Below are 16137 nucleotides of genomic sequence, written 5' to 3' on the forward strand. Positions count from 1 at the left end.
ATGTATTGCCTAGCTTTTTTGCAGAGCCGCGCGGATCGATTTAGCGCGCTGTTCATATTCGCCGGCGGCGGCTGATTGATTGCTGGATTTAAGCGCTTGGGATAAAAGCTCCAACCCGTCGGCGGCGTGGGGATGATTTTCCGGAAGGGCGGGTAAGGACTCGGCCTCCCACCTTCGCAAGACCGTCAGGGCGGCGGAGGGTTGCTTGGCCAGCAATTGCGTCCGCGCGATCCCCAAGAGCATCGCACAGGCCAACGGTTGATCGGCGGTTTCGCTTTCCATGGCCGCCAAATAAAGCTCTAATCCGGCTTGATAATCCTTTAACGCCCCATCGCATTGGGTTTTGCCAGGATTAGGTCCCAGGCTAACCAACGCCCGGGTGGCCAACAATTTTGCCACAGCGGGGTGCAGGGGATAATTGCCGGACTTTTCCACATTCGCTAGGGAGTTTTGGGCCATTTCCAGTCCTTGCCGCAGACCTTCCAGCCCCTCCTTTTCCTTGCCAACTAAGGCCAAAGCCCGGGCCTGCAACCCTAACGCCCAAAGTTTTAGCGGGTGCAGTTCGCGGCCCCGTTCGGCCAGGATTGCCAGGGGGGGCGCCAGTGTTTTTAGCACATCCTCGGAAGTTTTTTGCAGGTCTCCGCCATTTGCCCGCTCTAGTATTGATTCGGCCAATAATAACTGCGCCTCGATCATGGCGGGATGATGCGATAAAAACCGGGCCTGCCCGGCGGCCAGAAACTCTTGCAATTTTAGCTCCGCCGCCAAATACATTCCCCGGGCAAACAGATATCGACTATGGAGCAGTTGCGCGGCCAAGGCGCGCGTGTCTGTTTTTGTAAATTGGGCCAACAGCGGCTTGTACTGTAACTGCGCCGCGGGATAATCTGCGGTGATGCCGCCGCAATTCGCCAGAAACTGCCGCTGTAGCTGCGAGCTGGCATGCGCCGGATGGCTGGTTGGCAAATGGCCCCGCAGGGCCGCCGCTTGTTCCAGATCCGCAAAAGCCGAATTGGTCTGGGCAAGTTGCCAATGCAAAATCGCCCGGTTTTGCAGGGGAATCGCCAGATACGCTCCCCTGCGGGAAGTGGCCGAGTCCGTATCGAGGACGGTGCGAATGATGTCCTGGGACCGGCTGAGCAAAATTTGCGCGCCGGCCGTATCCGGGGGACTGGCCAACAAATGCAGCACGCCCAAGTTGTTCTTCAGCGCGGCCAAAATGGGGGTCGACTCGTCATAGTTAAGGGAATTCGCCGCTTTTTCCAGACGGAGCAACTCGTCCCAACGCCCCTGTTGGATGTAAACGGCCAAAAGCAAATTGATGGCCGTCAGTTTGCCAGCCGGAGTGCCGCTTTTGGCTTGGTCGTACAAGGTTTTGGCCTGGGCCAGCGCCTTGGGAAATTGCCCCGTGTGGAGCAGGGCGATAGTGAGGTACGTTTGCAGGATAGGGTCATTTTTTTGTGTTTTAAGCAGTTCCTCCGATTTCTTGACCGCCACCGGGAAATTCCCCGCAAACAATTCCGTCTGCAACAGGGCCAATTCCGCGACGGACGCCTGTTCTCCCTTCGTCGAGATTTCATTATTAAACTGAGTCCGGGCTTTTTCAAAATCCCGCTGGGCCAGGGCAATTAATCCCTGCCGGTACGGAGCGCCGCCCGGACGCATTTTTTTGGCGTCCTGCTCGGTCTTTAAGGGGATAAGGGGAACCTCGACCACGGCAATGTGGGGATCCACCAGCGTCAGCCATACCGTGGCCGCCGCTTCGCGCAAGTCCGTCTCTAAGTTGGCATCCACATAAGAACGATCAATGGGTGCCAACGGGGTCCACCACCAGCCAAACAAGATCGCGAATAACACCCCCGCCGTAATATTGGCATAACGACGTTTGGTCCGGCCCGTGCCAAACTGCAGCAAATGCGCATGATCATGAGGGTGCGCCGCCGGATGTTTGGGGGGATCGGCAACGGCCTGGGCGGTAGCCGGTACATGCAGCGTGCTCAGGGCGGAAGCCAGGGCAGCCTTTTTTTCCAGACTCTCGGGCCGCATTAACGCGCTGTCGCCGTGGGAGTCCTCCGCATGGTGGTGGTGCGCGTGGTGCCTATTTTTCAAAAATTCCCGCACGCCAAACCAGCCTGCCAAGGCCCCCAGGCTGGCATGGACCAATCCCAATATTTTTTGCGCGGCAAAAGGGATTTCGGGCGGGCCAAAGAGATACAGCCCGATAGTGAATAGCAGCCACAACGCCCCGGTAATCAGCGTTCCCTTGGGAAACGACTTGGGGCGCAGTTTAAATTGCGTTTTTGTGGAGGGGGCGGGGTGGTCTTTTCCCGCGACCTTGAGACGACGTTTCATGGCAGTCCCCGATTGCATTCTTTTGGGGCGAGACAATACGCTAGTGCAAAAGAATACTGCACGGCAATGAGCGGTCTGCCTGCAATCCTAACATGACCTTAATAATTAAGCAAATTTTTGTCCAATAATTAAAAAAACGACAAATTTGCCGGATAAATTGTCACATACGAAGGGAATTTAGATCATTTACGCTGTGCGGTCGTGTTATTAACTTGCCGAGGGGGCTTGGCAGCCTAAAACCAACTCTAGTAAATGGTGCAGTAACGCCCGCAACGCGGGCGGTTGCACCTGGCTAATGGCCTGCAGGGCTTGAACCCGATGTTCATCCACCAGCAGCCGCGCGGTCTCTAAGACTCCGGCAGACTGGTAAAGTTGGCGAATTTCGGCCAACGCCGTGGGGGACAATTCTCCCGCCGCCAGTTGTCGCAGGCGCTGCCTGTCCGTCGGGGGTAAATTTTGCAGGGCTAAGGCCCAGAGGATTGTCGGCCGCCCCCCTAAAATATCTCCCGCCGCTTGCAATTTGTTATGGTCGTCCCCCTGCCAATCGCCCAGATCATTGAGGATTTGAAAGGCGATCCCGAGCTGCCGGGCAAAATCATAGATGACGGTGCGATAGGGGGTCAGAGGACCCGCCAGCCGCAAACCGGCGAATAATGCCGCTTCAAACGCGGGGGAAGTCTTAAGTGCGTAAATTTGCAGCGTCTCGGCGGGGCTAAGGTGCTTTTCGTGGGAATCCCGCCACAGCAATTCCGCCCCCTGCCCCTCGGTTAGTTTAAGGTGGGCGTCCGCCAAACAATCTAAAATGTCCGACACCACCGCGGGACCTAACGCCGCCGCTTCCCGGCTAACAAGCCGATACCCCAGGCCTATCAAATAATCCCCCACATTTATCGCCGTGGAAATGCCATAACTACGGTGCAACGTGGGTGACCCATAGCGAAACGGGTCGTCATCCTCGATATCGTCATGAACCAGCGAGGCCTTGTGAAAGGTCTCGATCGACATGGCGACGCGCTTGATGCTGGCAGGCAACGTCGCCAGCCAATCCCGCGCGGTCCGCGGCGTGGGAAAATCCCCGGCGGTCAACGCAAAATAAACACCCAGCGTAATAAACGGGCGGCTATGTTTCCCACCGCGGGTCAAAAAATCATACGCCAGGGCTTCGGTTCCGCAGATCGGGCTAAGGCCGGAAATTCCTTTGCCATTCATCGCCGCCAAAGAGGGACCACCGCGAAAGCGCGGCACAAGCTGTTCCAGCATCTCCGGGGTAAACATCCCCGCCGCCCCTTGCCAAATCGGCAAATACACCGCCGCGATCTCATCCCTCCGGGAGCCTGCATCCACACCGGACACAGAACCCTCAGGATGTTTCTGTGAAAACCTGTGGGTGTGCGGTGCCCGTGAATCGTCTGCCTCAATGGAATTTGGCAAGCCAGCCAAGTCCAGCAATTCCCAGACCCAGGCCTCATCGACGGCAGGATGAGGGGAATTGGACGAAGTTTTTTCTGGGGAAAAACGGGGTGCATCGGCATCGAGCAAGGGAATCGCGACACACGGCAATCCCAGGGGCAAAAGCTTTTGCCAGGCTTTTTCCAGATTTTGCAGGGTATCCACCCCCAGTACTCCCTGAACACGCCCCGATAACAGAGCGTGTAAGATTGCGTCGGTCTCTGTCGTGCAGAGTACTTGAAATCCTCGCTGCTGCGATTTTTGCAGGGCCACCTGTTGCCAGGAAGCATTTAAGCGTCCGGAAGAGCCCCCCCCTGTGACAGGGGGAAGCAACAACAAAATTCGTTCAGGGGGAATCTGACGAATTTTCTCCGACCAGTATTCACCCGCGGCGATTACCATCACCCAGGCGTGATATTCCGAATTTAGTTGTCGTTCGTGTAGTATTTTGCGTGCAAAGTCGGCTAGTTCTGCGGCTGTCAGGCGTTCGATATTCCAGTGCGGGACGGCATTACGAACAACCCCTCGCAATTCTTGACGTTGTTGGGGAGTGGGAGGAATTTGCCAGCCTTCCTGCCGCTGTGCGGAAAGTTTTTCCTCTCTAGGGGCGTAACCAGAAAAAGCATGCCCATTCATGCCAGCGGACGCGACGGAATTTATCGTCGCGGACTTGCCCCCCGTGGCAGCAACACTGGTAGGGGGTAAAACAGGATCGCTGGATATGTTTTTTGAGGACAAAATTGTATGCATGGGGAAAGGCCTTGCCAGGTGAGCATTCTTTCCCAGCAAATGTCACAAATCCGGGTGGATTGTAACATCTGGGAAATTATTCCGAAAATCGGTTCTTTTGTCGAGATGCCGCAAACTTCTCTTTTTCAGCAATTAATTTACAAACCGCAATTTCCCGCCGATTATTAACTTTTTGTCGTCTCGATTTGGCCCTGCGGGGATTTTTTTCTTGGCGGATAATCAAAAAACAGGGCCCACGATAAAAACCGGCCAATTATTCGGCCCGGTCCGGATAGATGGGTGGATAAAAATTCCCCCGGTAAGGAGCGGGTTAAATAAATAGACCGGTGCGAATCACAAAGATGCCGCACCGGTCTGTCTCGTTGTTGTGGCGGCCTGAAAAGAATTGGACAGTTCCCCATCCGCATCAGGCACGCAGTTGCCAAGCGAAGGCAAGCTACGACTTTTTGGCCGTTTTCTTAGCAGGCTTCTTGGTGGCAGCCTTCTTGGGAGAGCGCTTCGGGGCGGGGGTCTTGGCAGCTTTCTTAGTGGCCATTCTGTTGGCTCCTCGTTACCAGGTGCCCAAGTCGATTAGCGGCTTTTTCCCTTAGGGCACTGAAAAGGGAAAAGGCAAATTGCACACGGCCCGGGCTGGCTAAAGATTGCCCACTTAGATAGGGCAAATTCCGCCATCCCTGGCAGGTTGGCCAGATTGGAGCAAAAACCAGGGAAACTCGTCAAGATGAGTTTACTTGGTAATATGCGCCAATTATGGGCAACTTGATGCTTTATTCATTCGGCGTCGACTACGCCGAACTTGAGGGTTAAGCCGATTGTCCAAGAAAATTAGTAGTAATTAATCTATATTTAACACAAGCGGGTCGGTTTTTCCCACTTGGCTTATGACACTTTGTCCTTCCACAGCCCCATTATTCCACAGCCCACATTAAATGGAGGATCGTGCAAGATTTAACCCGCTTTGGCCAGCAACTCCTCAACCAGCTTGGCTAACAGGGCGGGATTGTCGCTCTTGCGTATGTGGGCGATACGGTCCGCGGGAATTTTCATCTTTTCCAGCAAGACCATGATCTGCGTCCAGCGCTTTTCCCTTGCTTTTCCCTCGGCCAAATACAATTCTGTCACTTGCTCGCTCAGTTTTTGCAATTGCAGCGTGGAGAGATTTTCATAGTAATTTTTGATAATATTCTGTTGGTACTTGCTGTATTCCGCCATCGAGACCTCGGTTTGAAAAGCCCGGTTTAAAAGTGTACTCGTGTCAGTTGCCGGGACGTGCACTTGTGCAACTGTCAGCACAAAAAGTCCGCCGACTTCTGCCCCCTTAGACTCCATCGGCAGAATCCCAACGGCGTCATTATCCGCTGTTAAGGGGAGTAGAGGCAAGCGAAATACGCAAGATTTACGCGAAAATACGAGTGTGCTTTATCGATGTAACTTGATATGCTGTATTGACTTGCGAAACAAAACACCTACAACGAGCTTTTTTGCGGAAAATACTCGTCCAAACAACTATTGTCGGCGGACGATAGCCGGTAATACTGTTCTTACATTAATGGAAGAATCCGTTTTGAAGTACCTAGGTCCCAAATCATCATGATCCAAACGAATTCCCTACATACCATCCCCTCGGCCGCCCAGGTGGTAGTGCTGGGGGGAGGACCGGCGGGTGTAACCACCGCCACCTTACTGGCACAACAAGGCGTCGATGTCGCCCTGTTCGAGCGAGAAACTTTTCCCCGTTTTCACGTTGGGGAATCTTTGATCCCCGAGACGTATTGGGTGTTGGAACGTTTGGGGATGCTGGAAAAGCTGAAAACAAGCTGCTTTGTGCGCAAGGAAAGCGTGCAATTTGTGAATGCCCAGGGCAAAGTGAGCGAACCGTTTTATTTTACAGACCATAAACCGGGGGAATCATCGCGAACATGGCAGGTGCTACGCAGCGAATTTGACAAGATGATGCTGGATAACGCCCGCGAGCAAGGAGTGCAGGCGTGGGAAGGGGTGCGCGTGCTGGATGTCGTTTGGGAAGGGAATCGCGCGAGTGGCGTCCGGCTACTGGACGCGGCGGGGGACCAACACCAGGTCCACGCATCCGTGGTGGTTGACGCCACGGGCCAAAGCAGCTTTATTGCCAACAAGCTCAAACTGCGGGTAAAAGATCCCGATTTGAAAAAGGGATCGATCTGGACCTACTGGAAAGGGGCCTTCCGCGATACGGGCGTTGACGCCGGGGCAACCATTATCATTCAAACACCCGACAAAAAGGGGTGGTTCTGGTTTATCCCCCTGCATGACGACGTCGTCAGCCTGGGGGTGGTTTCGGATTTTAAATCGCTGTTTGCGGCGAGTCGAGGCGATCACGAGGCCATCTATACCGAAGAACTACACCTTTGCCCAGCCGCTTTGCAACGGATTGCGAACGCCACGCGCTGCGCCCCGTTCTATGCGACCAAGGATTATTCCTACCGCAGCACTCAGGTCGCTGGCAACGGCTGGGTGCTGGTGGGGGATGCCTTTGGCTTTTTAGATCCCTTGTACTCTTCCGGCGTGTTGCTCGCGCTCAAAAGCGGCCAATTGGCGGCGGACAACATTGCCGAGGCGGTGCGCCTAGGCGATTATAGCGAAACGCAACTCCGCAAGTGGGAACCCGGTTTTGTACGGGGGATGAACCGCATGCGGCAACTGGTTTGCGATTTTTATGATGGGCTAAATTTTGGCCGCTTTGTCAAGGAATATCCCAACATGAAGGGAATCCTCACGGATTTGCTGATCGGCGATTTATTTGACGACAAGGTGGACGCCATCATCGAACCGTTGAACCACGCCCGGACCAGCCTGCGCGAGTATCGCGAGCAACAGCTTGTGGGATAGACGCTGCTGCTTATTCATAATGTGGTATAACCCAAAAATGATAGCCCGTGTCTGACACGGGCTTGTTTTATTTTGATTGCGATTGTTGAAAATCATTGCTGAAATTTACCCTTTGAACCAGCAGGGGGAGGATCAAGCGGAAAAGTGCTTTCTCCGCCAATTGGCTAACGCCACCCCCCCGCCGATGATGCCTGCCAAAAACCAGACACTGGGTTCGGGAATGGCCGCAACCGCGGGTTGGGCCAGGGGGCTGCCGACACCCGAACCAAAGTTGCTGTCAATGGGCAGGTAATCCGCGGCGGAAACCACACCGTCAAAGTCTCCATCCCCCAGGGTCCAGCCGCCGGATAATCCCGGAGTGCTCGCCCCTAGATTGGAATCCACCACCACATAATCCGCCCCATCCACTTGGCCGTCCAGGTTGTAGTCACCCGGATAGGTAAAACGAACAATGATTTGATTAAACCCAGTCCCCAGCGTGGAATTTCCCAATGTCTGATCATAAAAGGGATTGCCGATGTCCCCAAACTGGCTGTTGGCATTATCCACGGCAATAATCACACGCGATCCCCCCGACAGATCGACCACCGTGCTGCCAATCACCGGCACGCCGCTCCCCGTGGCGATGCCAAAGTTGTAATAGTTATCGATATATTGCGTGATCGTAGCCAGCGGATTGGGATCGGCGGCGTTCCCTTCGTAATACACAATCAGGTCATTGTCGTGCAGGTCCAGGATGGCGTCATTGCCAATGTTCAACCCCGGCAAGCCGGAACCCAGATTGGCTAGGGTATTATTGACGATCATGAGGCCCAAGGCCCCGCCGCCGTTGGGCGTGATTTGCAGGCGGGTGGGATCCGGTATGGAGCCTACATCGAGTGAGACGCTATTTTGCCGCAAACCTTTGACGGAGAGTGTGGATTTGGCGGCGATATTCGTATTTCCCCGCGATTCGCCATTCGGCTGCATCACCGTGCCTGGGCCAGTGACGCGTCCGGCGATTTGATTGGTCCCGTTCACAATCAAGTTACTATTAGCCGTGCCAGTCACAATAGGCGTGCCAGAGAGCAGCGCGGGAGCGATGCCGCTGAGCCAAAATTGCCCCACGCCCGGCACATCAACTAATGGAGTCTGCAAGGAAGCCCCCGGTAGCAGGACTAAATCTCCCTGACTAACCCGGGTAATCCCCGTATAAGTGCTAGCGGCGGACAAGAGAAGCGCGCCTGGGCCAACTTTTGTTAATCCACCGCTGCTGTTAGCCTGCAAGGCAATCGGCCCAATCACCGCCGGAGCGGGCATGCCGCCTCCCAGCAAATTGACTGTGGGGGCCGAGGTATATCCCTGCCCGGGATTGGTGATGACAATGCTATCAACTGCGTCGCCGTTCATTTTGGCAATGGCGGTCGCGCCGGTCCCTCCGCCGCCGGTGATTTCGACAATGGGAGCGCCGACGTAATCAAAGCCATTGTTGGCGAGCTGGATCTCCTTGATACCATCCCCCGCGGGAGCCAAGAGCGGCTGATTAACCGTGATGACGCGTCCGTTCGTGTCGATGACCGCCCCGCCATCATTGATTGTGACCGCGTCCAATCCCTCTAAAAAGTCCGCTCGATCGTTGATCGCCCGCAGTGTGCCCCCGTCAAAGTTCAACTGCGAATAGGATCCGGGATTTAGCGTAAAAACCCGCTCGGCCAGTGTGACGCCGCCATTGAGATTGACCACGCCCACCGCCGAAGGCTGTATGCCGATACAGAGGCCGCCAAAGAGTTCGACAGTGGCATTGGCGTCGACTGTCATTTGGCCGATGCCTTCCTCTGCGACAATATGAAATAAAGCCGCGTTGGAGTGCGTGTATGTACCGCCGGTATGGTAAGCCACGCCGCGGGAATCAGCGGTAAAGCGGGCAATGGCTGGGAATGTGTCGTTCTGAATCAGACCTCCCGACTGGTACAGCACACCCCGGCCGAACGCGCCGATTTGCAGATTATTACCCCTGGAATCAAAGGTGCCCCCGCTGATATTGAGCATGCCATAAGCCGTGACGTCACCGGGACCACTGGCTCCGCCGACGCGCCATTCGCCCCCCCCGCCCAGATTGCGCAGCGAGCCGCCGGTTTGATTGATCACACCCACGCCATTGCCAAATTTGCCAACGTACACCTCGCGGACATTGGCGGTCCCATTGGCTAAATTAAAGACGCCAATCGCGCCGCCATTATCACCGACATTAAACCCCAAATCCGTATGCGCGGTGATCGTGCCGCCGTTCAGGTTATAAGTTGCCCGCCCAAACCCGCCAATGGAAAACCAAAGCGAGTTTGCCCCCGGCAATCCCACATTGACCGCGGAATTTCCCGCTTGATTAAAAATTGCCTCGCTGGACAAATCTTCCGCGACGATAAATGATTTTTGGCCGGGAGTCAGTTCGATAATCGCATCATCTTGAATCGTCACATCTAATTTGCCCGTTTGACCAAACTTGGAAAAACCATCCAACGTCATGCGGGCGTTATCAGTCATCAAGATTTTTGAACCATTGACGCCAACACTATTGGCGGCACGAAATTGCCCGCCCCCTAAATGAGAAAACACCCCTTTACCGCTAATGGTTAAAATCCCATCGCCCAGAATCGTCGCGGCCTCCCCTCCCAGGCGAAATTCATTCGCGGTTTGGATGTACTGGGCGGTGTCCTTGATATTTAATTCCCCACGATTCCCGGGAAAAGCGGAAAACCCGACTCCGATGACCGTTTCGCCGCCGCTGCTGTGCGTCGAATTTAAGATGGCATTCCCGCTTAGATTGATGATCCCCGTCCCTGTCGCGGGGACCGGTCCAAACCCCTGCCCCGCATTCAACCAGCTATTGACATTGAGGGTGCCGGTTGTCATGTCCAGTGTCACGGTTCCATCCCCCTCACGGGCCAGCACCAGTTCATTGATGGTATCGGGGATCGCGCCGGTATAGACCAGATTTTTTGTCACTCCGCCAAAGGCGAAAATAAACACGTTATCACCGGGACCGGGTAATGCCCCGGTGCTCCAGTTGCCGGCCACGGTCCAGTCGTCACCAGCGGGACCGTTCCAGTCGACGTCAACGGCAACAGCGGACAGGCCCCAAGTTCCGGCCAAAAGGCTGGCTAACAACGCGCGGCGAATGTGCGCTTTGGTCATGTGATGCTCCTCAGAAAGATGTTAAACTGGCTTGGAGGCTGGATTGATAATTAATATTCTTGCAATTGTGTATGGAGTGGCCTGTACGGCTGGGAAATTGCCATGGGTAAATTAGCGCATGTCCGCACGCGACGCCCACCACATAGCTGGAAAAAAACTATGCGGCTGAATGGAATCTGGTATTACAGATAGTCCACCGCGGGGCAAAAGTCAAATAAGATACTTGATTTATCGCAAGCTTCAGGCGGTGGAATTTGTAAAATGAATTTTTTAAGGAGGTTACTTGGAACCCGCTAAAATACGTTCTGTTACCCGTGGCATGAGTTTCTTTAACCCCGGTGTGGTTTTTAGATCCCGCGTTTTGACCAGGGCCATGAACTCTTTGCTATTTTTCCCCAGCAAGGGATGCAAATTATGCCACACAATCTGCTGCAAATGCTCATCTTCTTCCGCCGACACCAGCACATCAAACAGCAACTTGATAGGGTTGGCTCCTTTGAGCTTTTTGGCGGCGATGGCGACTTGGATTAATACCTCGGGGGGGCTTTTTTGGGCTAATTCCGTGATTATAGCTAGTGCCGCCGCGCTTACTTCTCCCTGATCCCCCGCTGCTCGGACTCCCCAGGCCCGCAACGCGGGATTATCTTGCCGTAGCAAATAGTCCAACATCTGTTCGGATAATTGCCCCGCCCCCAGGATCGCCCACAAGGCGTGCATCCGATACTTCCCCGGAAGCTTTTCATCTTGGACCAGTTTTTCCAAAATTGGCAACGCGGTTTTTGACTGCCGTTCGCTCAAAATCCGTTGGGCGATGTCGCGGTAATAGACATTGGGGCTTTGCAGGCGCGCGATTAACTGTTCGTCGCTGTCGCGGGACAAATCAAATACGCCCGCGCGCGGGGTTTGCTCGTAGCGAATGCGATACAACCGCCCGCGTAAACGGTCGATTCCACCCGGATCACGGTTGGCGTCTTGGTAGCAGTGATAGCGGTCATACCAATCCAGGACATACAGACAGCCATCGGGACCGGTTTTTTGGACGACCGGCATAAACCAAGCGTCGTTCGCGCTTAAAAAATCGGGCAGCGGCGTGCCAAAATAGGTGGAGCCCCGTTGCTCAATATGATCGCTATTCAGGCAATTGCCGTGAATGTTCCCCATGTACAGTTTTTCGCGGTATTGCTCGGGATAGGCGTCGCTGTCGAAATAATGGATGCCGCAATAGGCGGCTTTTTGGTGTTTGTGATCAACAATCGAACGCATGGCCCAGGTAAACGGGGGATAAGGCCCCCCCTGGCGCTGATAATAACCGCTTTCGGTCAAATGCCACAGGTGGTCGATGACACAGGCGCTAATAAACAGGCTGCCGTGATTGTCCCAGGCAATCCCCCAGGGATTGCTGGTCCCTTCGCACCAAACCTGAAACTCGCGCGTGCGGGGATGCACGCGAAAGATGGCGCAGGTAAACTTCCAACCCGGATGGTCGGCCTTATGATGCGGCGAACCCTCGGGATAATGGATGTGGCTATTATTAAAAACGCCATTGATACCATAAAGCCAGCCATCCGGCCCCCAGGTTAGCGAGTTGGGCAATTCATGGGTGTCGTCACGGCCAAAGCCCGTCACGATCACTTCAACTTTGTCAGCTTTGTCATCGCCATTGGTGTCTTGCATGAATAACAGATCGGGCGCGTTGGCCACCCACACGCCTCCATGTCCGACCGCCACGCCCGAAGGGATATTCAGCCCTTCGGCAAAGATGGTGGTTTTATCCACTTTGCCATCGGCGTCGGTATCCTCGAGAATCTTGACCCGGTCTTTTCCCGCTCCCGGTTCCCGGCGGGGATATTCCAGGCTTTCTGTCACCCAAAAGCGCCCCCGTTCGTCGATGGTCATGGCCACGGGATTGACCAGGTCCGGCTCTGACGCGACGACCTCAACGCTGAATCCCGGAGGGACGGTCATTTTGGCAATGGCCTCCGCGGGAGAAAGCGCCGGTCCGGGGACGGTATCTTGCCCGTGGGGTTTTTGGGGTTCATCGGCCGTCACGTGATTACTATCCAGCCCCCAACTTAAAAGCCAGCACAGACACAGACCAATCAGGGGGCGGCCCAAGGCCGGAATTTTTGGGTAGGGCATGGGTGAGAACCTCTATTTTTGTAACAAAAATGAAATTGGCGGGTGACGACTGGTTTTACAATACTGAATTGGGACCAGGAACTACAGGCGGAACCTATTTTCTGATTATTTGCCGCGCAAACAGCAGGCAACTAAAATCCCTCCGCGGTAATAACTAGATTATTTAGGTGAAAAGCAAAACTCGCAAGTTATCGTCCGTAAAACTGACATATTTTTTCTGGACTATGACGACGGGATAGTTTTCGAATTTCATGAAAAACTGTTGTGAATATTGATAATTCCTTGCAATCTGTTGCTAAGATGAATGCTTGTCGGGGGGAGGGGCCAAAAGTAAAGCATTTTCCGCTTTACGTATTTCCCCAGGTTGCAACACACCACGTTTCAGCCCATCCTTTTCTTACAAAAAGCGTTGTTTTCCAGCCATGATACGTCAATTCAACCGCTTTCTGACATTTCCAAATTTTCTCACAAAAAATCGGTGTGGATCGACTCTTTCGCGCCGGGAAAACCTCCCAACGATACATTGCAATAAAAGGATGCTGGTCAGCCCTGCTTTATTGATCCGGCAAATTTGGGCAGCGGCAACAGGACGGGGAGCTATTTTATCGCTGTCACTCATTTTCTCCATTTTATCACCAGTGGCAACGGCCTGGTCCGCCCCTTTTATCGTGGGCTCGCACGCCACCTATCTGCAAATTGACAAAATTGACACCGATTACACCCTCGGCGGCACTGGGGCCTTGGCAAATCAACTGACTTGGGGGCCAGATGGCAAACTGTACGTGGCGACTAGCGGCAATGGCGTCTTACGTTATGACTACAATACCGCCACCGGCGCTCTGACAAATCGCACAGTGATCGCCCAGATTAATGCGCAGGGAATCGCCTTTCACCGGGATGGGTCTAACCGGGATGTGCTGTATCTCACCGAAAATGACACAATCAACCGGCGTGGGTATCTTACCCGCTTGACCGACGCCAACGGCGACGGCCTGTATGGGGGTCCCTCGGACGTTAACGTGCGAATTGTCAACAATATCCCCATCGGGACGCATGGCTTGACCCAATTGGCGATTTCGGGCAATTCCTTGTATGTGGGGATAGGGACGCGCAGCTTTAATGGGGGCATAGAAAACGCGCCTGAGGGAGAATCCGCCTATAACGGCAATATCGCGGTCATTCAAAACCTGAACGGCGTCACAGACACCCTAGATGCGGCGGGATTTGGCTACGCGGGAAATCTTACCACGGACATGACGCTAGCCAACCCTTATACCTCCACCGCCGCGAATAAACTTATCAACTTGACCAGCGGCGCCCGTCATCCAGCCGGAATAGGAATCGATCCCGAAGCCAAACTTTGGCTGGCGAATCAACAGCGTAATCCCGCGGCGAACGACGGTCTCGACTCTGATTTCTCTAATAACCCCCATGATCAATTGCTTACCGGCGGGTCCAAGGCGGATTTTGGCTTTGCCAATAGCAACTGGCGGACGAACGGGACAGCCCTGGCCAATGGATATTTTAACGCCGCCAACGCCAAGACTTCGTTGACTTTTGATAACCTGGCCGGCGCGGCCCAGCCAAACTTTAATCCCAATACCGAAGCCCAAACCGGACTGGGGATGCAGGCCGACGTGGCGGGGTTGGAGTTTTCCACATCAAACGCGCTGCCGGTGCAGTACCACCGCGATGTCTTTGTCACCCGGACAGCCGGTAATCCTAATTTGCGGGAAGTTTTTCCCGGTACCGACACGCTGGAATACAGCGATATCGTCGCGGTGGATTCCTTCTCCGGCGCGGTGACTTTGATTGCCGACGGTTTTGACGACGGCAATCCCGCCTTTGCCAACCGACTTTGGTCGCAACCACGGGACATCTTGCAAGATTCCCAAGGAAATATGCTGATCGGAACCGCCAATGACGGGTTTTACCGTATTTCCAAAAAGGCCAACGCCCCCGCTGTTCCGGCGGTTCACGCGTTTACCTGGAACACCAATGCCAGCGCCAATTGGAGTGTCGCGACCAATTGGAATACGGATGTGCCGGGTGTCAATGTCATGCCCCACCAGTGGGGTGATCAGCGGCATGCGGTGACGATTTCGCGCCCCGGGGCCAATACCATAGTGACCGTGGATCGCGACATTAGCATTGAAAGTCTGAATTTATTTGAAGAACTATCGCTGGCCACGGGTAAGACGCTGACCACCAAGAATCTGATGTTGGGGGATTTTAGCAATCTCGGTGGCGCGGGAACGTTAACCGTGACCGGGACCGGCGGGGGACTTTCCATTCCCGCGGGGGTCACCTCGATCAAGGAAGGCACCTCCACCATTAACGTCACTAATTCCTTTAACTGGGGCATTAGCAGCACTTGGTTCGTGCAACAAGGGACGCTCAACCTAAATCCCACCGCGCCGGGAACGGTCGGCTCTTTTGGGTTGTTGGTCACCGACGCCGCCACCACGGTTAATGTCGGCGGAACAGCCGATCCATTTTCTCAAGGGCTCCAAAAAATCGTCATCGTCAACAATTCCCCTAACTTTTCCATTACCTCCGGGACCAAGACCGTCGGCAAAATCAGCGGCACTGGCACGATCAAAGTTGCGGCGGGAGCCTCCCTGACCACGGAAGGCTTGTCGCAACAAGGCTTGCAGTTGCTAGGAACCAGTGCCCAGGTTATCGCCAGCCCCCAGGGGGGAACCGCCGGAGCGTTCATCCTGAGTAATCTAACCATGCAGAATGGGTCCTTGTTGGATTTAAACGATAACGATCTGGTCCTGTATTACAGTCAGCCGGGACCTAATCCCGCGTTAATACAAACCATCACCAGTTACGTTGACAACTTTTACACTGACAACCTTGCCTTGCCCCGTATCGGCTCCACCGCCATGAATAACTCCGGCGGCAACCGAATTCTCATTCCCGTGGATAATTCCTCGTCGCAATTTGGCGACACGGGGAATCCCTTCTTGGGTTTGGTCCTAGGCAATAGCTCCAACCCCACCAATCCAGGGTTTAACCAGGTCATCATCCGTTTTACGTATCCGGGCGATTACAACCTGGATGGCCAGGTGGATGGGTCCGACTATCTGGTGGTGGATTCAAATATTGGCTCGACCACCCCGGGCTTGTCAGCCGGTTGGACGTTGGGGGATGGCGACTTTGACGGCATGATCACCACCGCCGACTATAGCCCCATCGACACCTTTTTTGGTTCAGGAGTGGGTAATCCCTTGGGTTTACGGGGGGAGGCGCCCATTTCCATTCCTGAACCACACGCGCTGGTCGCCGGAGGCATAGCGATACTTTTGCTAGCGATGCGCAGACAGCCGCCGCGCCGCGTTTGAGATTTGAGGCAATTTCGCCCCTAACGAGACCAAGCCTCGTGCTAGCAAGCAGCGATCC

The 16137-nt window shown here is 54.4% G+C and carries 7 protein-coding genes; 2 read left to right on the forward strand and 5 right to left on the reverse strand.

All coding sequences use genetic code 11. The annotated features are described in order from the left end of the window. Positions 1–9: 9 nt before the first annotated feature. The 3 genes from SFX18_06400 to SFX18_06410 form a co-directional block, all read right to left on the reverse strand. The gene (locus SFX18_06400; GenBank protein MDX1962764.1) at positions 10–2352 is read right to left on the reverse strand and encodes a hypothetical protein; all 2343 of its coding nucleotides are present in this window, start codon (positions 2350–2352) and stop codon (positions 10–12) included. A gap of 207 nt (positions 2353–2559) precedes the next feature. Next, positions 2560–4551 (reverse strand): polyprenyl synthetase family protein, encoded by a 1992-nt coding sequence (locus tag SFX18_06405; GenBank protein ID MDX1962765.1) that lies wholly within the window; start codon positions 4549–4551, stop codon positions 2560–2562. 948 nt (positions 4552–5499) lie between these two features. After that, on the reverse strand, positions 5500–5844 hold the full coding sequence (locus tag SFX18_06410) for a hypothetical protein (GenBank protein ID MDX1962766.1): 345 nt from the start codon (positions 5842–5844) through the stop codon (positions 5500–5502). A 297-nt stretch (positions 5845–6141) separates the two neighbouring features. Between SFX18_06410 and SFX18_06415 the strand changes: the two genes are divergently transcribed. After that, complete coding sequence (locus tag SFX18_06415) at positions 6142–7419, forward strand: NAD(P)/FAD-dependent oxidoreductase (protein MDX1962767.1); 1278 nt, start codon at positions 6142–6144, stop codon at positions 7417–7419. Positions 7420–7551: 132 nt separating this feature from the next. Here the strand turns inward: SFX18_06415 and SFX18_06420 are convergent, their stop codons facing one another. Continuing rightward, on the reverse strand, positions 7552–10590 hold the full coding sequence (locus SFX18_06420) for a hypothetical protein (GenBank protein ID MDX1962768.1): 3039 nt from the start codon (positions 10588–10590) through the stop codon (positions 7552–7554). A 279-nt stretch (positions 10591–10869) separates the two neighbouring features. Next, entirely contained in the window at positions 10870–12729 is a 1860-nt protein-coding gene (locus SFX18_06425; protein ID MDX1962769.1) for a hypothetical protein, read from the reverse strand. A gap of 638 nt (positions 12730–13367) precedes the next feature. On the opposite strand from SFX18_06425, the gene SFX18_06430 reads away from it, so the two are divergent. Next, complete coding sequence (locus SFX18_06430; protein ID MDX1962770.1) at positions 13368–16079, forward strand: hypothetical protein; 2712 nt, start codon at positions 13368–13370, stop codon at positions 16077–16079. Positions 16080–16137 lie beyond the last annotated feature (58 nt).

The sequence above is a fragment of the Pirellulales bacterium genome (assembly GCA_033762255.1).
Taxonomy (GTDB): domain Bacteria; phylum Planctomycetota; class Planctomycetia; order Pirellulales; family JALHPA01; genus JANRLT01.

Excerpts from the sequence above, each read along its gene's own strand:
- SFX18_06400 (MDX1962764.1), bottom strand. The coding sequence starts at position 2,352 with ATGAAACGTCGTCTCAAGGTCGCGGGAAAAGACCACCCCGCCCCCTCC.
- SFX18_06405 (MDX1962765.1), bottom strand. The coding sequence starts at position 4,551 with ATGCATACAATTTTGTCCTCAAAAAACATATCCAGCGATCCTGTTTTA.
- SFX18_06415 (MDX1962767.1), top strand. The coding sequence starts at position 6,142 with ATGATCCAAACGAATTCCCTACATACCATCCCCTCGGCCGCCCAGGTG.
- SFX18_06420 (MDX1962768.1), bottom strand. The coding sequence starts at position 10,590 with ATGACCAAAGCGCACATTCGCCGCGCGTTGTTAGCCAGCCTTTTGGCC.
- SFX18_06425 (MDX1962769.1), bottom strand. The coding sequence starts at position 12,729 with ATGCCCTACCCAAAAATTCCGGCCTTGGGCCGCCCCCTGATTGGTCTG.